Consider the following 20,829-nt stretch of genomic DNA (forward strand, 5'->3'; position numbering starts at 1 on the left):
CAGAAGGTGGCGAAACGCCGTTCTCCAGTTCCATAGACAGTGATGTTCATGGTTGCGTATGGTCGTCGACTATGACGAAGTTCGGCGGTAAGACCTGTTTGATCACCGGCGCGGCCAGCGGCCTCGGTCGGAGTACGGCACTCGCGGCCGCGGCCGAAGGCGCCGCGCTGGTGCTCACCGACATCGCCGCCGACGGACTCGCACAGACTGCCGCCGACGCGCGTGCGGCGGGCGCGACCGTGCACGTCGCCACGGCCGCCGACGTCAGTGACTACGACCAGGTCGTCGCGCTGGCGGCGGAGGCCCACGCCGCGGTCGGCAGTGTCGACATCGTCATGAACGTGGCCGGAATCGCCACCTGGGGAACCGTGGACCGGCTGACGCACGCGCAATGGCGGCGCACCATCGACATCGACCTGATGGGCCCGATTCATGTAATCGAAGCGTTCGTCCCCCAGATGATCGCCGCCGGACGCGGCGGGCATCTGGTGAACGTGTCGTCTGCGGCGGGATTGTTCGGACTGCCGTGGCATGCGCCCTACAGCGCGGGCAAGTTCGGCTTGCGCGGGGTGTCGGAAGTGTTGCGCTTCGATCTGGCCCGGCACGGCATCGGAGTGAGCCTGGTGTGTCCGGGGGCCATGGCCACACCGATGGTCGACAGCGTCGATATCGCGGGCGTCGACCGGACGGCCGAGGCGGTGCAGCGCGGGATGTCGCTGTTCATGCGGCACGCTGTGACGCCGGAGGCGGCGGCCCGATCGATCGTGCGCGGCGTCGAGCGGAATCGGTATCTGATCTTCACCTCGACCGACATCCGCGTCGGCTTCTGGGCCCAGCGCTACTTCCCGCCCGCATACGCTCTCGCGATGCGGGGGCTGAACTGGGCGATGACCCGCTACGTCGAGCAGAAGGCCAGCGCGCCCGCTCGCTGACGACTGGACGTACCCAGACCCCGATCAGGTTGTGCCCGGCAATCGCGACCAGGCGACCGGAAATTCGTTCGACGGTGACGCCGTGGTGCGCGATCATGATCATCATGGCGTCTGCCGTCTTTCTGATCACCGGGATCCAGGCCGCGGGCAAGTCCAGCGTCGCACAGGCACTCGCCGAACGGCTCCCGCGTTCCGCGCACGTTCGCGGCGACACCTTCCGCCGATTCGTCGTGAACGGACGTGCGGAGATGAGCCCTGAGCCGTCGCCGGAGGCGCTCGCCCAGCTCCGACTGCGCTACAGCTTGGCCGCGAGCACTGCCGACGCGTACGCCGACGCGGGGTTCACGGTAGTCGTGCAAGACGTAGTCCTCGGGGAATTCCTGCCGTGGATGGCGGATCTGATCATCACGCGTCCGCTGTACGTCGTTGTACTGGCGCCGCGCCCCGAGGTGGTCACCGCCCGTGAGGCCGGGCGTGGCAAGGACGCCTACGACGAGTTCACCGTCAGGGGTCTGGACGCCGTGTTGCGGGAAGGCACACCGCGGATCGGGCTCTGGTTGGACACGTCGGACCTGACAGTAGAGCAGACCGTCGACAAGATCCTCGCCGACGCTCGCCCCCTGGGCGGCTGACGCCGCTCAGGAGGTACCGCGCGGCATTTGGAGTGGAGTTAGGGATCGCGTCGCCGGACCCTCGAGCAACGTGCCGTCGGGCGCGAACCGCGAGCCGTGTAGCGGGCAATCCCAGGTGCGTTCGGCGTCGTTCCAGCTCACGATGCCGTACAGGTGCGGGCAGATGGCCGAGACCCGCGTCGTGGTGCCGTCCACCGTGCACACCGCCGTCGGGTGCAGGCCCTCACGCAGCACCGCGCCGCAGCCTTCGGCAGGGGCCGCGCCGTCGTGCCGGGTCACGGCACGCAGCCAGCCCGCGGAAAGGTGCTGGGCGACCGCGCCGTTCACCTTCGTCGCCGTGGGAAGCGCCTTCAGTTCACTCGGGCGCCAACTGGCCAGCGCGCCCGCCCAGTCCGGTGGATCGCCGACACGCCGACCGGCCAGCGCGATAGCCGCGGCGACGCCGTTGGTCAGCCCCCACTTGGCGTATCCGGTGGCCAGCTGGATGTCGTTCTGCCCAGGGAGCACCGGGCCCACATAGGGCAGTTCGTCGACCGGCGCGTAGTCCTGGGCGGACCACTGGTGCACTGGTGTCGCGGTGGGGAACCAGGTCCGCGCCCAGCTCACCAGGTCGTCGGCCTTGCGCCGAGTCGATCCGCCGCGGCCGACGACGTGGCCGTTGCCGCCGACGAGCAGCAACTCGCCGTCCGGTCCCTGCACGCGGCGCAGGGACCGCGTCGGGCTGCCCGCGCTGATGTACATGTCGTGCGGAATGGGCTCGTCCACGGCGAACGCCGCCAGATAGGACCGCTGCGGGGTGAGCCGGGCGAAGAATCCGCCGCGATCGAGAATCGGTGTTCCCGTAGCCAACACCACCTTGCGCGCGGCGAGTTCACCGTGTTCGGTGGACACCACCAGATCGCCCCGCTCGCCGTGGTGCACGCCGCGTACCAGGGTGGACTCGTAGATCGGCGCGCCGTGCGACTCCACCTCCGCCGCCAGCGCCGCGAGCAGCGCCATCGGATCGAGCTGCGCCTGATCGGCGAGGCGGACGGCGCCGTGCGCCGGGAACGGAACATCGACTTCGTCGAGCAGCTCGGTGGCCAGGCCCGCTTTCTGCGTCGCGGCGAATTCGGCTCGCACCGCGGACAATTCGTCCTCGTTCTGCGCGTAGGTCAGCGCGGCGACCCGCTCGGCCGGAACGCGATGCTCGGCGCAGAAACGCAACAACCATTCCTGTCCCGCGCGATTCGCCTCGACGTAGGCGCGCAGTGCGTGATCGGAGTGGTGCGCGGCGATCTGCTGAGCCCGGGTGCCCTGCAACAGGCTGATCTTTCCGGTGGTGGAACCGGTCGTTCCCGCGCCGACGCGTCTGCCTTCGACCACGGCCACCTCGATGCCGTTCTCCGCCATCAGCAGCGCCGTCACCAGGCCGGTGAGCCCGCCGCCGATCACGACCGTGTCGAAGCGCGAGCCCGGCGTCAACCGCAATCGTGCCGGGATCTGTGCGCCGTGCAGCCAGAGGGAGGTCATAACCCCGAAATAGCCGGTCTCGATAGGCCGAAACGCCCGAGGACACGCTCCTCACACCCGCACCTGGCTGGTGAGCTGCCGATCCGCGGCGGCGACCACCTCGGCGACGCTGATCAGGGCCAGCCCCGGCGCGGGCGCGTCGGCCAGCGGATCGTCGAGGCGGCCTGCCCAGAGGACGGTATGCGCCTCGCGTTCCGGCGGCGGGCCCCAGGTCGCCGGCGATTCCGGCCCGAAGATCAGCACCGACGGGATGCCGAACGCGGTGGCCAGGTGCCCCACACCCGTGTCGCCGCTCACCACCAGCGCCGCGCCCGCCACCGTGGCGGCGAGCTGGCGCAGCGTGAGTTCACCCGCCAGCGCGCTGGTTTCGGGTAATCCGGCCTGTTGCGCGATGCGGCGCACGAGCGGACGGTCCGCGGCGCTGCCGACCAGGCGCACCGGGTATCCCCAGTCGCGGAGGTCGGCCGCCACGGCCGCGAACCGCTCCTCGGGCCAGCGCCGCGCCGGCGCACCTCCAGGGTGCACGACGATGGATTCGCGCTCGCCGATGCTCTCCGGCGGCGGCGCGATGTCCAGGCGAGCGGGATCGGCCGGAATGCCCGCGTACTCCAGCAGTCGGCACCACCGTGCGGGCTCGGGCACGCCCGGCCGCCACGCCGGGCCGGGCACCCGAGGAAAGTCTTTGTGGCGGTGGGCGATCATGTGCGCCGGGCCGGTCGCGAGCAGCGCACCGATGCTCTCGGCGCCCGCACCGTGCAGATCGACCGCGAAAGCGGGCGGGGGCGCGTTCCAGCGCAACGCGGCAGGCAGCGGAGTCGCATGCAGTTCGTCGACGCAATCGGCCAGTTCGATGACGGGACGCAGCCAGCCCGGCGCCGCGAGAACCAGCCGGTGCGGTGACCGGGCGTCGTGCAACGCGCGCAAGGCCGGAACCACCGTCAGCAGCTCGCGCAGCCCATGCGCGCAGAGTGCGAGCGTGACCGTCACGGATGCCTCCACAGTGATCGCGAGGGGGAGACCCGCCGCCGGGACGACGTCGTTGGCGAACCCGGGGCGGGTGTGCCACCAGCTTCGAGCCGCTCGCCGGAAATCCTGCTCGGACGCCGGGAGAACGCGTCTCGAAGACGCCGGCCGATGTGCTCCTCGACGCCGTTGTCGGGGGCATGCGTCATCGGATTCCGGCAGTACTCCCGCTGGGGCGGCGCCTGGGTAACCCACGGCGGGAGCGGTATTCGGGATATGCCCGTAAGGCGCAGTTCGAAACCTGCCGTTTCCACTCCGACGCCGGGCAGCTCAGAGGCCTACTTCGGCACGAGAATGCCGGTGAGATCCGCCTTCCGGATCGGGGTATCCGGGTTGGCCTGTGCCGCGCACATCAATTCGATGGCCGCGATCGCGGCGTCCACGGTGTTGGCGTCCGGCGTTCCGTCACCTTCGCGCTCCTGCTCGAGGAACTTCTCCGTGGTGATGCGCTGCTTATCGGGATCCTGGGCGACGAATTCATTGCATGGGGTGTCGCCGCCCTTGTTCACGACCTTCTTCGGCTCATCCCCGCAGCCTGCCGCGCACATCGCCAGCACGGCCAGAACAGCTATGCCCAGACGACCGGGCCCGATCGCGGTGGTCATCGCCCGAACCCCGCGAGAGCCGAGGCCAGATCCGCCGCGTCCAGCGCCTCCAGCGCCTGCTGGCGCACGTCCGGGCAGTTCTGCGTGGTGACGGTGTCGACGACGCCGCGGTCGGTGACGATCAAGTCGTTGAGTCCTCCGTTGCGGACCGCCCAGTTGTGCACGGTGCCGTTGAAGCTCACCCTGGCGACCACGCTTCCCTGATCACGCCAGCTGTCGAGGTCGGAACGGGCCATGTCGCACAACTGCTGCGCCGCCTCCGGCGTGATCTGGTCCGGGTTCGGCACCTGCGTCTGCGCGGGGCCCGGCATGGTGATCGAGAAGGTCCCTGGAGCGGGCGTCGCCGGAACGGGGGCGCTGTCGTCGTTGCCGGAACACCCCGTGGTGAGCGCCGTACCCGCCGCGCAGGCACAGGTGAGCAGTACCAGGCGCGTCCACGCCCGGTTGCGATGGTCTGTCATTCTCTTCTCCCTCGAAATGGGTGATGGGGTCGCGACACCAGCCGCGTTGCCCGGCAAGACCAGAGCGCCCGTCGGTCCGATCAGTGACCGGCCGCGTCCCTCAGTCGCCTGCCTTCGCGCGCTTTGATCCGGCGATGCTCGGCGACGATCACGAGCACACCGGCGATGACGCACACGGCGCTGACGACACCGGCGACCACCGCCCAGCCCTCGAACCCGTAGCCGGCGGCGGTGAGCGTGAGCGCGATGGTCACGACGCCGATGCCGACGAGGATCATGCCCGGCCAGTTCCGGGCGTCCTCGATGGATTCCCCGGCGTGCGTGCGGACCGTGCGTGCGTGATCCGGAAAAGTCTCATGCGAGCGTCCGTGCTGCTCACCGGCGCCGGATCCCGCGTTCGATTCGTTCGGTGCTGGCAGCATCGGATTGTCCTTCCTGTTCAGCGGCAACGATTTCGGTGCTCGGCGGCCCTGCGCCGGAAGTGCTCCGAATCGGCGATCCGGGGCCGCCATATCGGTCGGATGCCCGCGTTACGGGATCCGAAACGCGGGTACGACGTGAGCGAGTCGACCGATTCTCGGGGGCTCGCACAATTCGATACGTCCCAGGAGGACACCGATGACAACAGCACGGGAAATCATGACCCCCGACGTGGAATGCATCCGCTCCAGCGACACGATCGTGACGGCCGCGCAGCGGATGGCGGAGCTGAATGTCGGCGCCCTGCCCATCTGCGGCGAGGACAACCGGCTGAAGGGCATGCTCACCGACCGCGACATCGTCGTCAAAGTGATCGCCCAGCGCAAGGACCCCCTCGGGGTGGACGCGGGCGAGCTCGGCGGCGAAGAACTGGTCACCGTCGACGCGAACGACGACGTACGCAAGGTCATGTCGGTGATGTCGCAGCATCAGGTACGGCGCGTGCCGGTGCTGGAGAACGGCCAGCTGGTCGGCATCATCGCTCAGGCGGACGTCGCCACCACCGTCGAGAACACCGAGGCGGGCAGCACGGTGGAGGCCATCTCGACCGACTTCTGATCCAGCGCGCTCAGACCGCGGCCGGGTGCAGGTCATAGACCGCGTACGCCGCACGAATCACCGGCTGGGCGACATTGCGCACCCGGATGCCGCCCGGAGTCGTGCCGCGCTCGGCGCCCGCGTGCGCGTGCCCGTGCAACGCCAGATCCGCGCCGTGCGCGTCGATCGCCTCGCCGAGCAGGTACGACCCCAGGAACGGATAGATCTCCCTGGGCTCGCCGTGCAACGTGTCGCTGATGGGGGAGTAGTGCGTGAGCGCTACCCTGACATCCGTATCCAGCGCGGCGAGGGCGCTGCCGAGCGCGGCGGCCACTTCTACGGTGTGCCCGGCGAATTCGCGCATCAGACGTTCGCCGAAGACGCTGGCGCACTTGCCCGCGAAGCCGCCGCCGAAGCCTTTCGTGCCCGCGACCCCGAGTGTTGTCCCGTCGACGGCGAGCGTCATCGATGTCCCTTCCAGGACCGTGATGTCGTGATCGCCGAGCACGGTAGCGATGTCGTGCTCGGCATCGCAGTGGTAATCGTGGTTGCCGAGCACTGCGGCGACCGGGACGCCGAGGTCCCCGAACTCCGTCGCGACGACCTTCGCTTCGTCGACGGTGCCGTGCCGGGTCAGATCGCCGGCAAGCAGGAGGATGTCGGCCCGCTCGGGCAGCTCACGCAGCGCGGGACGCCACTGCCCGCGCGAATCCAAGCCCATGTGTACGTCGCCGACCGCGGCTATCCGCATGCCGCTCAACTCCTTTCGGATCGGTCCGGTTCCAGCGTCTCGGTTTCCACGGGCGCCGCGGGACGGGTGACATGAACATCGTTGTGGATGCGGGCGTGCGGGAGTTGTTCGCGGACCACGGTTTCCATCTGTAGTTTGCGTTCTTCGCTGCTCACTTCGCCGCCGAGTACCACGACATCGCCACGGATGGTCACCTGCACGCCGAGTTCGGCGGTGCGCGGATCCTCGGCCAACGCGCGGCGCAGATGAGCGACGACGTATTGCGGCTGCTCCATTAGTCCACCTTTCCGGTGCGGGTGATGCCGAGATCATCCAGCAGGCCCAGGAAGGCCCGCGCGTACGGCGACGCCTTGGTCTCCTCGCGCACCACCTCCCAGTCCACCTGTTCCCGCAGGTCGCGCGCGATGTGCAGGATCGGGCTGAGGTCGAGCCGATGGGCGTCGAAGACCAGCATCTTGTCCACCATCAGGTCGGTGCCGCTGATCACCGGAGCCTTGGTCGGTCCGATCCGCAGCACGGTCGCGCGATCGAGCAGTTCGTCGGTCACCTCGCGGTCGTTCGGACGATAGATCAGGTCGATGAGGATGTCGTCGGCGTATACCTTGCGCAGCCAGTTCTCCGGGGGTTCGCACGCGCGAAGCCCGGCGCGCGTCAGCGCGTGGACCGCCCGCCCCACATCGGCCGGTTTGACGAAGAGGTCGACATCGTGTTGCGACTCCGGACCGCCGCGAGCGTAGACCGCGCAGCCGCCTGCCACCGCGAATCGGATATCTGTCGCGGCCAGCGCGTTCACCGCGCGGGTGAGCGCGTGCAGCAACTGATCGGTGGTGACGGCCATGCAGCGGTGGTACCCGGCGGACGCCGGGTTAATCGAGGTTTCTCCGGGTATGCGACCGGATACGAAGAGCCCGCGCAGACATGTCGCGAGCGGCTTTCGGACTACCGGACGTGACACGGAAGGGAGCGATCATGCCCAAGACGACGGCACGCGGCGAAGCCAAACAGTCCGAGTTGCCGAGCACCCTGCGCCGGTCGGACGAGAAGGCTCAGCGAACCTTCGCGGAAGCGCACGACGCCGCGCTCGAACAGTACAACGGCAACGAGCAGCGCGCCCATCGCGTCGCCTACGCCGCACTGAAACACAGCTACGAGAAGGTCGGCGACCACTGGGAGCCGAAACCACGTCGCGGTCCCTCCGACGAACGCGCCGAGGGCGGCGGTCCCAGGGCGCGGGGGAAGACCGCCGAAGGGGTCAACGCCAATGCGCCGAAGGAGCATCTGCTGGCCGTCGCCCGACGGCTATCGATATCCGGCCGCTCCCGGATGACCAAGGACGAACTCGTCGAGGCGATCCAGAAACGCAATCGCCAGGAGACCCGGAGTGCCAGAGAATGACGACGCCTGGGCGCGTCGAGAGCGTGGTGAGACCGAACTCGAACAGTTGGACCGCAATTGGGCAAGTCTGATCCAGGAACTGCGTGTCGTGCAGACCGGCGTGCAGTTCCTGTTCGGGGCATTGTTGATCTTGCCGTTCGAGGCGTCGTTCGGCACCTTGTCGCACGCCATGCGCATGCTGTATGTCGCGACCCTGGGTGCCGCTGTGGGGGCGACGGTCTTCCTGGTGGCGCCGGTGTCCTGGCATCGCATTCTGTTCCGGCGGCACCGGCTGGGTAACGTCGTCGCCGCGGCGCATCGGTGCGCGATGGCGGGCCTCGCGCTACTGGGGCTGGCCTTGATCGGGGCGGTGGTGCTCGTGGTGGACTATGTGGCGGGGAGGGCGGAAGCTGTGGTCGCTGGAATCATCCTCGCCGCGCTCTTTCTGGTGGCGTGGCTCATCGCGCCATGGCGCTGGCGCGGCACACCGACCGATCTCTGAGCACAGTCGTGCTCACCTGGCCCAGGACACGACCTCTCCGGCTCGCGCGGGAGCGCCGCGGTGGTAGGCGCTGAGCGTCTCGACCGCGACTCGATCCCAGGAATGGCGTCCCGCCGCACGCTGATAGCTTGCCGCGCCCCATGTTTCACGCAGCGTCTCGTCCTCGAGCAGCGGGCGAACCGCACGTGCGATCGCGTCCGGCTCCGGGGGAGCGACCAGCCGCCCGGTGACGCCGTCGACCACCATGTCCAGCAGGCCGCCCACGGGCGTGGCGATCACCGGCCTGCCGCATGCCATCGCCTCCAGCGCCACCGTGCCGAACGGCTCGTACCAGGGCGTGCACACCACGACGTCCGCGGAGCGGTACAGCCGCGGCAGCGCCGGGCGAGCCACCGGCCCGAGCAGCCGAACGCGTTCGCGCACGCCGTGTTCCGCTGCGACGCGGTGCAGCCTCCGGCCTTCGGTGTTGTCCTGGTCGCCGGTCGACGGGCCGCCCGCGATCACCAGTTCGGTGTCCTGCAGTTCCCGCAGCGCCTTGATCACCGCGTCGAATCCGTTGCGCCGCACCAGTTCTCCCGCCGCAACCAGCCGATGCGTGGCGTGCCGCTCGGCACGGCTTGCCTCGGGGGTGAACGCGGTGAGGTCGACGCCGCAGGGCACGATCGAGGTGCGGAAGCGCGGCACCCCCATCCTGGCCAATTCCGCGGCCTCGTCGGAGCAGTTCGCCACCACGTGCGCCGCCCTGGTCGCGATCAGCCGCTCGAAACGGATCCGCGAGCGCGGGCTCGGGTCCGCGAGACCTTCACAGCGCCGTTGCACCGTGCCGAGTCCGTGGAACGTCAGCACCACCGGGATGCCGTGCGCCCGCGCCGCCAGCTCGGCAGCCAACCCGGACAGCCAGTGATGTGCGTGCACGATGTCCGGCTGCTCGGCGGCCCAATGCCGCCGCAGAAACGTGCCGAATTCCCCGAGGTAGGGCAGTGTCCGGTCGCCGGGCAGCGGAGTGGGCGGTCCGGCCGGGACCGACACGACGCGGTAGCCGCCGTCGGCGACGTGCTCGGCGGGAGACGCCGGACTGGTGCGGCGGGTGTAGACCGTCACGTCGTGCCCACGGCGGGTGTAGGCCGCCGACAGTCCGGCCACGTGCGGACCGCGCCCGCTCGGATCGGCGGGACTTCCCTCGGCGAGCGGGCTGGCGTCTTCGGAAACCATGGCGATCTTCACCGGTTGCTCCGTTCTTGTCGCGGGCGGCGCAGGCGCGCGAATGCGCGCGGCTGCCCAACGACCGGCATCGCGTGACGTTCGGGGAATATGTGCCGGATATGCCCTCAGGCGGGCGGATGAAACCCCCGTCGCAGTCGTGACCACGGCCGATGCATGGATCGTTCGCTCGCGGGCATTCCGGGGATGCGAGGTTCTCTGGCCGAACGCTGTCGGGAACGGGCGGGCCGTGCCACACTGTAGGGAGGTTGAGATAACAGCCGACCCCGGTTCGACGCACGGCGCAGCCGGTCGATGGGACGGCATGACAACCGATTCGTTCGAGGCGCCGCCCCTCGTCCCAGCCGTCGCGGAGAGCTGGAATCCCCCAGATGGGAGGTTCGACTTGTCTGCCATTTCTCTGCTACGAGAGCATGCCGAGGGCGTGCATCTCAACGGTTCGGGACCCGGCCGCAGGCGCGACAACCGGTTGTGGGCACAGCGGGTGGATCGCCGCCGCGAGTGTGTAGTGGTCCGCGTCGAAGGCGAGTTGGACGCCGCCGTGTCGGCTGAGTTCTTCGCCACGGTCGACCATGCGCTGCAGTCACCGTGCGATGCCGTTGTGATCGATCTGCGGGCGGCCAGATTCATGAGTTTGCGCGCGGCAGTGCGGCTCGGCGCGCTCCGGAGGGCCGTGTCCAGCAGTCCCGACCTGCGCATCGTCGCTGGTGGATCGGGCGTGGAACGGGCTCTGGAAGTCACCGGCGTGCGGTCGCTGTTCCCGCACTATCCCTCGATGCGGGCGGCACTTGACGCCTGAGCTGACCTCGATCCCCGAACCTACGCACGCCGTCGGAACGCGTTCGGATCTGCTCGCACCGCGTGCGCGCGCAACAGATAATTCTGCTGTGAGAGAGAGTGGGTCGGTCCAGTCCGAGGAAGTCCTCGCGCTGGACCGGGTGATTGGGATGGGAACGCCGCAGAGCGTCGGTAGTTTTCGGTTTTGGTTCGCCGACCAGCGATGGGAGTGGTCGGACGAGGTGGCTGGGATCCACGGTTACGCGCCGGGGACGGTGACGCCGACCACGGAGTTGTTGTTGAACCACAAGCACCCGGACGACCGCGCCGCGGTGGCCAGCGCCTTGGCGAGGTCGATCGATTACGCGGAGCCGTTCTCCAGTCGTCATCGCATCATCGATACCGACGGCGAGGTCCACCACGTGATCCTGGTGGCCGATCGCATGGTGGACGAGTCCGGTGAGGTGGTCGGTACGTCCGGGTACTACATCGACGTCACCGAGACGCTCGAGGAACACCGGCAGGAAACGCTGGACGACGCGCTGCCCGAGCTATATGCCGCCCGTGCGGTGATCGAACAGGCGAAAGGCGCACTCATGCTGGTCTACGGCATCAGCGCGGAGCAGGCCTTCCGAGTGTTGAGCTGGCGTTCGCAGGAGACCAACGTGAAGTTGCGCACCCTGGCCACCCGGCTGGTCGCCGACCTGCCGGGGCTGACCGGCACCACAGTGGGCCTGCGTACCGAATTCGACCACTTGTTGCTCACCGCCCACGAACGGATCGACACCGACTGACCAGTGTTTCGATCCGTCGGCGCAGGGTACGTCAACGACCGAGGAGCGCGGCGGCCATTCGATTCACGTCCGCGGCGAAGACGCTGTTTCGGCGGCTCGGAAGACCTGGCGATATCCAGGCCGCCGCGGCGGCTGCGAGGACAAGGTGGTGATGGGTAATGGGGGAGTGGATTTCCCGATCCTCTACCGAGACAACGACCGTCGGGGTACGCGTGCCCGCTCAGTCGGAGCAGCTGACCATGTTGCGCGCCCTCGCCGAAACCGTCGCCCTGATCGCGGACTTCGCCTTGGACGAGGTGACCGACATCCGGCTCGCTCTGGACGAGGTGGCGACCTCGCTGATTCTCGATGCGGTGCCCGGCTCGATGCTCGATTGTGAGTTCACCTACGACGCCGACAAGATGTTCGTGCACGTCTCCTCGGTGGCGGTCTCGGAGTCGGTGATCGGCCAAGCCGGCTTCGGCTGGCACATCGTGCGGACCCTGACCGCGTCGATCGCCGCGGCCCAGGGCTCCTACGACGGAATGCTGGGCGGGTATCCGACGGTGATCGACTTCAGCTGGGTGCGGGGTGCCGCGGATGACGGGTGAGTCGAGATCGCGCGGCGACAGCTACGACAACATCGAACCGCTGTTCGAGAAGATCGCAGCCCTGGCCCCGGAGGATCCGCGCCGGGAGGCGATGCGCCAGGAACTCATCGAACGCTGCCTGCCGCTGGCCGAGCACATCGCCAGGAAGTTCTCCGGGCGCGGCGAGAACTTCGACGACCTGCTGCAGGTCGCGCGGCTGGGCTTGGTGCAGGCCGCGGATCGGTTCGATGTGGCGCGCGGATCGTCGTTCCTGTCGTTCGCGGTGCCGACCATCATGGGCGAGGTCCGGCGGCATTTCCGGGACAACACCTGGGCCGTACGCGTGCCGCGCCGGACGAAGGAGATCCAGTTGAGCATCGGCGCGACCGTCGAGACGCTGTCGCAGCGACTCGGCCGGATGCCGAAGGCCAGGGAGATCGCGGCGGAGCTGGACGTCGATCTGGTCGAAGTGACGCAGGCATTGATCGCGGGCAACGCCTACCAGTCGTCCTCCATCGACGCCGTGGCAGGCGACGACATCGAGAACGCGCCATTGCCCCTGTTGGACAGCCTCGGCACCGAGGAACCGTCCTATCACCTGGTCGAAGACTTCATGGCGGTGAAACCGCTGATCGGCGAGCTGCCCGAGCGCGAGCGCCAGGTGCTGATCATGCGATTCTTCGAGTCGCTGACGCAGAACCAGATCGCCGAGCGCCTCGGTGTTTCCCAGATGCATGTCTCGCGCATCCTGTCCAGGACGTTGAATTCCCTGCGTGAGCAGGCACTGCGCGACTGAGTATCCGGCCTATATCGGATTCGGGGGCGTCGGGTCCGGCGAAGGCCCAGGCGGCTGTGGGTCCGGAGAGGGTCCGCCGGGACCGGGCACCGGAGGCGGCGGCACCGGTCCTGGCGTCGGCGGCCGGGGAACCGGTCCTGGCACCGGCGGCAGCGGACCTGGACCCGGCGGAACGGGATTGGGATCCGGGATGGGATCCGGCTCCGGGATCGGCGGCACCGGATCCGGTTCCGGGATGGGGGGCACGGGGTCCGGCTCGGGCCTCGGCGGAACGGGCTCCGGGACCGGCCGCGCCGTGCTGACACTGCGCATCGCACTCCTCCTCGTTTCATGATCGGCGCCGCTCGGCGGCGTGCGCCGTGCGTAGGGGCCGACCATCGGCCGGTTACCCAACGATTGCGGGCCGAACCGGCCGGATGCTGGGATTACGGACGGTTCGGCCGACCAGTTTGCGGAGTATGTCCCCCGGGTAGTCAGTCAGGAGCCGGACAACAGATGCCGATGGCTCGAGGAGCTCGTCATGACCGACCAGCGCCGACCAGGCACCCGGAATCCGCTGGCGGGGCCGGGTGGTTCTGGGTCGCCGCCCCAGGCCAAGGGGATTTCCGTCACTAGGAATCACGACGTCATCCGTCGCTGGGCGCAGCAGCGTGGCGCCCGGCCCGCGACCGTGCCGGGCAGCGAATACGACGGACGGCTCGGAGTGCTGCGATTCGACTTCCCCGGGTACGGGGGCGCCGTGCTGCGCCGGGTGGGATGGGACGAATGGTTCGCCACCTTCGACGCGAGAAAGCTGCGCTTCTGGTACCAGGAGCGCAATGCCGACGGATCACCGAGTAACTTCAACCGCCTCGAAGCGCCGCGATAGCCGCAGGGCCGCTGCGACCGGGGTGAGTCCCGTCACCGTCGGTGGCCCCCCTCCGCATACGGTGACGAGGAGCACAGTGCGATCGCGGGTTCCGATTTGCTCGGTGTGCACCCCGGCCACGTTGACATTACGCAGACTGCATATGAAAGTGTCTGTGGCAGAACTGTTTTCGTGAACAAGTCGGTGGTCTGTGCGGTTGTGCGCCAGCGGCACATCTACGTCAGCCAATTGACTCGATCACCGCCGCACCGGTAGGCCATATAGCGTGTCCGGACGACCCGATGGGGCTCCGCGCCGGTCTGCCGGACGTTTACCGGCCGAGCCCCCCGGGTACTTGAAAGCGAGCAAGGTTGCTCGAAAGCGGAAGGTCGCGTCGGTATGGGGATGCGGTAATCCGCATCGTGACGCGCTTCCGCATGTCTGCAAGGGATAAGGTCTTGAGCGCAAACCTGATGATCGTGGAAGACGACGACCGGGTCCGTGGGGCGTTACGCCTCGCGATGGAGGATGAGGGCTACGACGTCGACGAGGCGGAGGAAGCCGAGGACGCGCTCACCCATCTGCGCAGCAACGGCGTGCCCGACGTGATGATCGTCGATCTCATGCTCGGCGGTATGGATGGATTCGAATGTATCCGCGAGATCCGCCGCGACCACGACGTGCCGATCATCGTGGTCAGCGCTCGCGACGACACCCATGACGTGGTGGCCGCCCTGGAGGCGGGCGCCGACGATTTCGTCACCAAGCCGTTCGAGATCAAGGAGATCACCGCGCGCATGCGCGCGGTGCGCAGGCGCGCCCGGGTAACGGTTGAGCGCGAGACGCCGCAAGAGATGGTGCTGGAGGCCGACGACACGGCTCCGCTGGTGCTCGCACAGGACAGCGGCGTGGTGCGCCGCGGCGACGAGGAGATCCGGCTCACGCTCACCGAGTTCCGGTTGCTGTGTGAGCTGGCGGAGTCACCCGGCCGGGTGCTCAGCCGCACCGTACTGCTCGAACGCGTCTGGGACCGTGGGTTCTTCGGGGACGAGCGGATCGTGGACGTGCACATGCGCAGGTTGCGCACCAAGATCGAACGGGATCCGTCCGACCCGCGCGTCGTGGTGACGGTGCGCGGGCTCGGCTACCGCCTCGATGTGCGGCGCTGAGCGCCGCTTCGATGCCAAACGCTGGAGCCCGGGCGCCTGGAGCCTGCGCGGTCGCGTGACGGCCGCGTTCGCGGCCATCGCCGCGTTGATGTCGCTGGTGCTGGTCGTGTCGGTGTTCGTCATCAGCCGCGGTTATCTGGAGGCGCAGCGCCAGCAGGCGGGCGCCGAGTCGTCCGGCGACCTGAATGCCGACCTGGAGCTGCTGCGCAATGTGCTGACCGGCTGTGCCGTCGCGGTCACCCTGATCGGCGCGGCGGTCGGCTGGTGGGCGAGCAGGCGGGTGCTGACCCCCCTGCACCAGCTCGCCGGCACGGCCGCGCGGATCGCCTCCGGCGACCTGGACTTGCGACTGTCTGCCACCGGGGACCAAGACCTGGCCATCACGGTCGAATCGTTCAACTCCATGGTCGATTCGCTGCAGCGGCGCATCGAACGCGAGCATCGCCTCTTCGGCGACGTCAGCCACGAGCTGCGCACCCCGCTGACCACCCTGATGGCCAGCGTCGACGTGCTCAATCGGCATCGCGCCGATCTGCCGGAACGTTCCCAGCGTGCGGTGGGCCTGGTCACCGCCGAGGTCGACCACCTGCGCAGGCTCCTGGACGATCTGCTCGCGCTGGCCCGGGTGGAGGCCGGCATGCACCACGGCGACGCCGAGCCACTGTCGGTGCGCGACCTGCTCACCCACACACTGGCCGATCGCCGCTATCCGGCGCGGCTGCTCACTGTCGATCAGGACGTCACCGTGCGCGGCCGCAAGCTGGAGCTGGAACGCGCGGTGGCCAACCTGCTGCACAACGCCGACCGGCACGGCGGCGGTGTGGTCGCGGTCACCGTGCATCGCGACGGCACCGACGCGGTGATCACCGTGGACGACGCGGGGCCCGGTGTGCCGCTCGCGGACCGGGCGCGCATCTTCGAACGGTTCGCGACCGCGCGCAGCCGCCGCTCGACCGGCGGGACCGGGATCGGCCTCGCGCTGGTGGCCGAGACCGTCGCCACGCATCACGGCCGGGTCGACTGTACCGAGCGGCCGGGCGGCGGCGCGCGATTCGTCGTGCGACTGCCCCGGTTGAGCGACATCCATCCGTAATACGACCGTAAAGAAGTCGACCACTTCAGCTCAAAGTCGCTTCGCAAGCCTGAATAAGTACTGCTGACCCGACGAGGGAGTTGTATGTCACTGCCAACCCTGTCCCCAGCGGAGCTCGAGCGATCGCGCGTCGAACACGCCGCGGCCGCTCTGGGAGCCACCCGGTCCCGGAACGACATCGGGCCGGCCGTGGTTCTGCGCACGCCCCGCTTGGGCGACGGCGCTCCGATGTGGCGGATCGCCAAGGACTCCGCCGTGCTCGACGCCAATTCGAGCTACGCCTACTTGCTGTGGTGCCGCGATTTCGCCGGAACCTCGCTGGTCGCCGAACTGGACGGCCACATAGTGGGATACGTGATCGGATTCATCCGCCCGCAGGCGACCGACACCGTTTTCGTCTGGCAGGTCGCGGTGGATCACGCACAGCGTGGCCGCGGAATCGGCACCGAGCTGCTGCACACCTTGCTCAACAGCGTCGCTGCCCAGGGGATTTCAGTACTCGAGACGACGATCTCACCGGACAACCCGGCGTCCATCGCCATGTTCACGTCGGTGGCGAGAGCGAGGGGAGCGGACATCACCAAGAGCCCCCTGTTCGATGCCGGCGACTTCCCGGACAGCCACGCACCCGAAGAGCTGTACCGCATCGCACCGACCGCCCGCACCACCGAGGAGGATCACCGATGATCAACGCCGACACCACCGTTTTCGAGAGTCTGGAGTCGAACGTGCGCGGTTACTGCCGCGCTTGGCCCACCGTGTTCACCACCGCGAAGGGCAGCTGGCTGCGCGACGAGGAAGGCAAGGAGTACCTGGACTTCTTCGCCGGCGCCGGTGCGCTGAACTACGGGCACAACAACGACGTGCTCAAGCGCTCGCTGCTGGACTACATCGCTGGTGACGGCATCACCCACGGCCTGGACATGTCGACCGCGGCCAAACGGGAGCTGCTGGAAGCATTGCGCGATACCGTGTTCGCGCCGCGCGGCCTGGATTACAAAGTCCAGTTCCCCGGCCCGACCGGCGCCAACGCCGTCGAGGCGGCGCTCAAGCTCGCGCGCAAGATCACCGGACGCGAGACGATCGTCAGCTTCACCAACGCCTTTCACGGCATGACCCTGGGTGCGCTGTCGGTCACGGGCAACGCGGCCAAGCGTGCGGGGGCGGGCGTGCCGCTGGTGCACGCCGCGCACATGCCCTACGACGGCTACTTCGACGGCACCACCGCCGACTTCCAGTGGATGGAGAAGGTGCTCGACGACACCTCATCGGGCTTCGACCGCCCCGCCGCGGTGATCGTGGAGACCGTGCAGGGCGAAGGCGGCGTCAACGTGGCGCGCGCCGAGTGGCTGCGGCATCTCGCCCAGCTGTGCACGGCTCGGGAGATCCTGCTCATCGTCGACGACGTGCAGATGGGCTGCGGGCGCACCGGACCGTTCTTCTCCTTCGAGGTCGCGGGCATCACCCCGGACATCGTCACGTTGTCGAAGTCGATCGGCGGCTACGGTTTGCCGATGGCGCTGGTGCTGTTCAAGCCGGAGTTGGACGAGTGGTCGCCGGGCGAGCACAACGGCACCTTCCGCGGCAACAATCCGGCGTTCGTCACCGCGACCACCGCGTTGCGCCACTACTGGTCCGACGACGCCCTGCAGTCCGCGACCCAGGTCAAGGGCGAGAAGATCGCACGCGCCCTGGGTGACCTGGCCGGATACTTTCCCGGCGTCTCGACACGCGGCCGGGGTCTCGTGCACGGCGTAGTGTTCGACGATCCCTCCCAGGCGGGCAAGGTCTGCCAGATCGCGTTCGAGCGTGGTCTGCTGGTGGAGACTTCCGGCTCCACCGACGAGGTGGTGAAGCTGCTTCCGCCGTTGACGATCACGGAGCAGGAATTGGACCAGGGCCTGCATGTTCTCACCGGCGCCGTCGAGTCGGTGTGCGGCGGAATGGGAGCGATCGCATGATCGTGCGCAGCACCGCCGAGATCACCGGCACCGAGCGGGACGTCAAGGGCGAGGGCTGGCGCAGCAAGCGCATCATCCTCGGCGGTGACGGCGTCGGATTCTCCTTCCACGAGACCACCATCGACGCCGGGACGGTGCACGAGTTCCACTACCTGCACCATGTGGAGGCGGTGTGGCTCATCGAGGGCGAGGGCACGTTGACCGATCTGGACAACGCCGTCAGCTACGAGCTCGCGCCCGGCTCGATGTACCTGCTCGACGGACACGAACGCCACCGCCTCGAGGTCCGTGCCCGGATGCGGATGATGTGCGTGTTCAACCCGCCGGTCACGGGGCAGGAGGTTCACGACAGCGACGGCGTCTACCCGCTGGTCGCCGCGACCATCGGAGGATGAGCACAGCAATGGTTCTGCAGCACACCGATACTCGGCCCGAGACCGCACGCTACGATCGCTACCCGACCCGGCTCGGCACACCCGTTCCGCACTTGGAGCGCGCCGACCCCACGGTCTGGGGGAAGATCGACAGCCCGGAACTCGCGTCGTTCGACACCGACGGGTTCGCCATCTTCGACGAGTTGCTCACTCCCGAAGAGGTGGCCGAGTTCAGCGGCGAGGTCACCCGTATCGCCGCGGATCCCGCGCTGCGTGACGACGACCGGCTCATCGTGGAGAAGTCGTCGAACCGGGTGCGCTCGATCTTCGAGGTGCACCAGCTCAGCGCCGCGGTCGCCGAGCTGGTGCGCCGGCCGCGGATACTCCGGTTGGCCGAGCAAGTGCTGGGATCGGAGGTGTACGTGCACCAGAGCCGGGTCAACTACATGCCCGGCTTCCGGGGCACCGGCTTCTACTGGCACTCGGATTTCGAGACCTGGCACGCCGAGGACGGGATGCCCGCCCCGCGCGCGGTGAGTCTGTCGATCGCGCTGACCGACAACTACCCGATCAACGGCAGCCTGATGGTCATGCCGGGCTCGCACCGTACTTTCGTACCGTGCCTGGGCAGCACCCCCGCCGAGCACTATCGGGAGTCGTTGCAGGAGCAGGAGATCGGGGTGCCGACCACCGAGGACATCACCACATTGGCGAACCGGTACGGGATCAGTCAGTTCACCGGCCGGGCCGGATCGGCGCTGCTGTTCGACTCCAACCTGATGCACGGATCGTCGAACAACATCACGCCCTTCCCCCGCTCGAACATCTTCGTGGTGTTCAACAGCGTGGAGAACACCCTCGTCGAGCCGTTCGCCGCGCCCGCGCCGCGGCCGAGCTACATCGGCAGCCGCGACTTCACGCCTCTGTCGGCCTGACCGAGCGCTCGGCTCGGGCTCGACCGCGCAGGTGGTCCGCCGCTGGACGATATCGGCATCATCGTGGCTGCCGGATTCGACCAGCAGGGGTAGGCCGGCCGCGTCATCTCCGGCGAATATTCATCGCCGAGACGACACGGCCGGCCCGCCTGCCTTCGTGATTCGGCGGGCGGATCCCGCGGGTACCCATTTCTTCGGCCGTCGCGCGAGCCTCGCCGTGTTCGGCCTCCGCTCGGCCGACCGGGCACTGCCGGTTCGGCGGGGTCGCCGTCCGGTCAGGTGCGCAGTGCTCGGTAAAGGGACGGCCAGCGATCGGCGGAGACCAGCCCGACCGGCTGGTCGAGCGGAACTCCGGCCGCCGCGCAGGATGCGCGTACGGCGCCGGCCGGGAATTCCCGGCGCAGTGACGCGGCCAGGCACCCGCCGACTCCAGAGAAACCGAGTTCGACCACCCTGCGGTAGTCGCCGATCAGTTCGCGGGGGAGCAGCGGATCGGGCCGGTTGCGCAGCCGGAGGATGGCGGTGTCGACTCGCGGCACCGGGTGGAAGTTGCGCCTGCCGATGCGGGCGCCGAGTTCGAACGCCGTCGTCGGCCAATGGCTGACGGTGAGCTTGGTCCAGCGGCCGTACTCACCGGAATGCTTACGGGCGAACTCGATTTGGGTCAGCAGTGTGGCGGATGTGAGCCGCCGCGCGGCCAGGCACCAGCGCACGACGTCGGTCGTGATGGCGAACGGCACGTCGGCCACAACGGCGAACGGCTCCCGCGGAGCCTGCACCGTGCGGAAATCTCTGTGGTACAAGTGGATTCGGGAATCGTTCGGGTACCTGCGGCGCAGCAGATCCGCGTAGTGGCGGTCCTTCTCATAGGCGCGGACGCGGCCTGCCGTATCGAGCAAATGCCGGGTCAGCATGCCGTCGCCGGGGCCGATCTCCAACACGAGGTCGTCGGCGCCCACACCGGAGGTGCACACGATCAAGCGTGCGGCACCGGCATCGGTGAGAAAGTTCTGCGACAGCCGCATTCGCGTGCTCGGGGTGGCGAGCCTGCTGGCTCGGGCACGCGGAAGAGAGCGATGGCGGGACATGGGTGTCCTCCGAACGGAGTGGTCGAATCAGGAAGGTGATTCGCCCGGACCCATGCCAGGGCACAGCGGAGCATAGGGGCCGCTACCCGTGGGAGTCGATTCCGATCGAACGGAATCAGTAGATCGAAGTGCTACGGTGCGCTGGCAGAGCCCAGGCCTCCGCACGCAGGCGGATGTAGTACGCGCCTACCGCGTACGGCGCGTTCACACCCGCACTGATCGACATGCTCCGCAACTTACGGCAGTCCCGCATTCGCGCGCCAATTCTTTTCCGACTGCGAATCCACGACCTCGCGGACGGTGCGTTCGGAGCCCATCGAGTCCTCCTCCGGGCCTTCGCGTTCGGGCAGCCGCAACGGCCGAGGGTATCCCGGTGCCACGCGCCTCCTCGACCCG

27 protein-coding genes are annotated in these 20,829 nt (G+C 68.3%); 16 read left to right on the forward strand and 11 right to left on the reverse strand.

The window, feature by feature from the left end; translation table 11 throughout:
• The first annotated feature begins 71 nt into the window (after positions 1 to 71).
• Entirely contained in the window at positions 72 to 932 is an 861-nt protein-coding gene (locus IU459_RS29575; RefSeq protein ID WP_195132879.1) for an SDR family oxidoreductase, read from the forward strand.
• Positions 933 to 1,036: 104 nt separating this feature from the next.
• On the forward strand, positions 1,037 to 1,564 hold the full coding sequence (locus IU459_RS29580) for an AAA family ATPase (protein WP_228838706.1): 528 nt from the start codon (positions 1,037 to 1,039) through the stop codon (positions 1,562 to 1,564).
• 6 nt (positions 1,565 to 1,570) lie between these two features.
• On the opposite strand, the gene IU459_RS29585 is transcribed toward IU459_RS29580, so the two are convergent.
• The 5 genes from IU459_RS29585 to IU459_RS29605 all read right to left on the reverse strand — a co-directional run bounded on the left by IU459_RS29585 (position 1,571) and on the right by IU459_RS29605 (position 5,587).
• Positions 1,571 to 3,076 (reverse strand): FAD-dependent oxidoreductase, encoded by a 1,506-nt coding sequence (locus tag IU459_RS29585; protein WP_195132881.1) that lies wholly within the window; start codon positions 3,074 to 3,076, stop codon positions 1,571 to 1,573.
• Between the two features lie 51 nt (positions 3,077 to 3,127).
• A complete protein-coding gene (locus IU459_RS29590; RefSeq protein WP_195132882.1) occupies positions 3,128 to 4,063 on the reverse strand; it encodes a glycosyltransferase family 9 protein in 936 nt (311 codons plus the stop codon).
• Between the two features lie 314 nt (positions 4,064 to 4,377).
• Positions 4,378 to 4,704 carry a hypothetical protein gene (locus IU459_RS29595; protein ID WP_195132883.1) on the reverse strand — a complete coding sequence of 109 codons (327 nt, stop codon included), beginning with the start codon at positions 4,702 to 4,704 and terminating at the stop codon, positions 4,378 to 4,380.
• Positions 4,701 to 5,165: a hypothetical protein gene (locus IU459_RS29600; protein WP_195132884.1), complete on the reverse strand. Its 465-nt coding sequence runs from the start codon at positions 5,163 to 5,165 to the stop codon at positions 4,701 to 4,703. Before IU459_RS29600 ends, IU459_RS29595 begins: the two co-directional genes overlap by 4 nt.
• Positions 5,166 to 5,245: 80 nt before the next feature.
• Positions 5,246 to 5,587: a hypothetical protein gene (locus tag IU459_RS29605; RefSeq protein ID WP_195132885.1), complete on the reverse strand. Its 342-nt coding sequence runs from the start codon at positions 5,585 to 5,587 to the stop codon at positions 5,246 to 5,248.
• A gap of 196 nt (positions 5,588 to 5,783) precedes the next feature.
• Here IU459_RS29605 and IU459_RS29610 point away from each other — a divergent pair, with 196 nt between their 5' ends.
• Entirely contained in the window at positions 5,784 to 6,203 is a 420-nt protein-coding gene (locus IU459_RS29610) for a CBS domain-containing protein (RefSeq protein ID WP_195132886.1), read from the forward strand.
• 10 nt (positions 6,204 to 6,213) lie between these two features.
• Here the strand turns inward: IU459_RS29610 and IU459_RS29615 are convergent, their stop codons facing one another.
• From IU459_RS29615 to IU459_RS29625, 3 genes are read right to left on the reverse strand one after another with little or no spacing between them, the layout of a single operon-like run.
• Positions 6,214 to 6,933 carry a metallophosphoesterase family protein gene (locus tag IU459_RS29615; RefSeq protein ID WP_195132887.1) on the reverse strand — a complete coding sequence of 240 codons (720 nt, stop codon included), beginning with the start codon at positions 6,931 to 6,933 and terminating at the stop codon, positions 6,214 to 6,216.
• A 5-nt stretch (positions 6,934 to 6,938) separates the two neighbouring features.
• A complete protein-coding gene (locus IU459_RS29620) occupies positions 6,939 to 7,208 on the reverse strand; it encodes a BON domain-containing protein (RefSeq protein ID WP_195132888.1) in 270 nt (89 codons plus the stop codon).
• Positions 7,208 to 7,771, reverse strand: a complete 564-nt coding sequence (locus IU459_RS29625; protein WP_195132889.1) for a nucleotidyltransferase — start codon at positions 7,769 to 7,771, stop codon at positions 7,208 to 7,210. Before IU459_RS29625 ends, IU459_RS29620 begins: the two co-directional genes overlap by 1 nt.
• A 131-nt stretch (positions 7,772 to 7,902) precedes the next feature.
• On the opposite strand from IU459_RS29625, the gene IU459_RS29630 reads away from it, so the two are divergent.
• Both IU459_RS29630 and IU459_RS29635 read left to right on the forward strand, forming a co-directional pair.
• Positions 7,903 to 8,328, forward strand: coding sequence for a ChaB family protein (locus IU459_RS29630; RefSeq protein WP_195132890.1), 426 nt, complete (start codon positions 7,903 to 7,905; stop codon positions 8,326 to 8,328).
• Positions 8,315 to 8,809, forward strand: a complete 495-nt coding sequence (locus IU459_RS29635) for a DUF6328 family protein (RefSeq protein WP_195132891.1) — start codon at positions 8,315 to 8,317, stop codon at positions 8,807 to 8,809. Before IU459_RS29630 ends, IU459_RS29635 begins: the two co-directional genes overlap by 14 nt.
• Positions 8,810 to 8,821: 12 nt before the next feature.
• On the opposite strand, the gene IU459_RS29640 is transcribed toward IU459_RS29635, so the two are convergent.
• The gene (locus tag IU459_RS29640; protein ID WP_195132892.1) at positions 8,822 to 10,033 is read right to left on the reverse strand and encodes a glycosyltransferase; all 1,212 of its coding nucleotides are present in this window, start codon (positions 10,031 to 10,033) and stop codon (positions 8,822 to 8,824) included.
• 382 nt (positions 10,034 to 10,415) lie between these two features.
• On the opposite strand from IU459_RS29640, the gene IU459_RS29645 reads away from it, so the two are divergent.
• From IU459_RS29645 to thpD, 11 genes are all read left to right on the forward strand, one after another.
• Entirely contained in the window at positions 10,416 to 10,829 is a 414-nt protein-coding gene (locus tag IU459_RS29645) for an STAS domain-containing protein (RefSeq protein WP_195132893.1), read from the forward strand.
• Positions 10,830 to 10,917: 88 nt separating this feature from the next.
• Entirely contained in the window at positions 10,918 to 11,601 is a 684-nt protein-coding gene (locus IU459_RS29650; protein ID WP_440446541.1) for a PAS and ANTAR domain-containing protein, read from the forward strand.
• 212 nt (positions 11,602 to 11,813) lie between these two features.
• Positions 11,814 to 12,191, forward strand: a complete 378-nt coding sequence (locus IU459_RS29655) for an anti-sigma factor (protein ID WP_324199078.1) — start codon at positions 11,814 to 11,816, stop codon at positions 12,189 to 12,191.
• On the forward strand, positions 12,181 to 12,966 hold the full coding sequence (locus IU459_RS29660; RefSeq protein WP_040778876.1) for an RNA polymerase sigma factor SigF: 786 nt from the start codon (positions 12,181 to 12,183) through the stop codon (positions 12,964 to 12,966). Before IU459_RS29655 ends, IU459_RS29660 begins: the two co-directional genes overlap by 11 nt.
• A 520-nt stretch (positions 12,967 to 13,486) precedes the next feature.
• Positions 13,487 to 13,834 carry a hypothetical protein gene (locus tag IU459_RS29665; RefSeq protein ID WP_228838707.1) on the forward strand — a complete coding sequence of 116 codons (348 nt, stop codon included), beginning with the start codon at positions 13,487 to 13,489 and terminating at the stop codon, positions 13,832 to 13,834.
• 437 nt (positions 13,835 to 14,271) lie between these two features.
• Complete coding sequence (locus tag IU459_RS29670; protein WP_195132895.1) at positions 14,272 to 14,982, forward strand: response regulator transcription factor; 711 nt, start codon at positions 14,272 to 14,274, stop codon at positions 14,980 to 14,982.
• Between the two features lie 55 nt (positions 14,983 to 15,037).
• The gene (locus IU459_RS29675) at positions 15,038 to 16,075 is read left to right on the forward strand and encodes a sensor histidine kinase (protein ID WP_324199079.1); all 1,038 of its coding nucleotides are present in this window, start codon (positions 15,038 to 15,040) and stop codon (positions 16,073 to 16,075) included.
• Between the two features lie 84 nt (positions 16,076 to 16,159).
• Positions 16,160 to 16,762 carry a diaminobutyrate acetyltransferase gene (gene ectA / locus IU459_RS29680; RefSeq protein ID WP_195132897.1) on the forward strand — a complete coding sequence of 201 codons (603 nt, stop codon included), beginning with the start codon at positions 16,160 to 16,162 and terminating at the stop codon, positions 16,760 to 16,762.
• A complete protein-coding gene (ectB, locus tag IU459_RS29685; RefSeq protein ID WP_195132898.1) occupies positions 16,759 to 18,036 on the forward strand; it encodes a diaminobutyrate--2-oxoglutarate transaminase in 1,278 nt (425 codons plus the stop codon). Before ectA ends, ectB begins: the two co-directional genes overlap by 4 nt.
• Positions 18,033 to 18,431, forward strand: a complete 399-nt coding sequence (locus IU459_RS29690; RefSeq protein WP_195132899.1) for an ectoine synthase — start codon at positions 18,033 to 18,035, stop codon at positions 18,429 to 18,431. The genes ectB and IU459_RS29690 overlap by 4 nt, the downstream gene beginning before the upstream one ends.
• Complete coding sequence (gene thpD, locus IU459_RS29695) at positions 18,428 to 19,345, forward strand: ectoine hydroxylase (protein ID WP_228838708.1); 918 nt, start codon at positions 18,428 to 18,430, stop codon at positions 19,343 to 19,345. The genes IU459_RS29690 and thpD overlap by 4 nt, the downstream gene beginning before the upstream one ends.
• Before the next feature lie 275 nt (positions 19,346 to 19,620).
• Here the strand turns inward: thpD and erm are convergent, their stop codons facing one another.
• Entirely contained in the window at positions 19,621 to 20,433 is an 813-nt protein-coding gene (erm, locus tag IU459_RS29700) for a 23S ribosomal RNA methyltransferase Erm (protein WP_195132900.1), read from the reverse strand.
• Positions 20,434 to 20,669: 236 nt separating this feature from the next.
• Complete coding sequence (locus IU459_RS29705; protein WP_195132901.1) at positions 20,670 to 20,813, reverse strand: hypothetical protein; 144 nt, start codon at positions 20,811 to 20,813, stop codon at positions 20,670 to 20,672.
• Positions 20,814 to 20,829 lie beyond the last annotated feature (16 nt).

It is taken from the genome of Nocardia amamiensis (assembly GCF_015477605.1).
GTDB lineage: Bacteria > Actinomycetota > Actinomycetes > Mycobacteriales > Mycobacteriaceae > Nocardia > Nocardia amamiensis_A.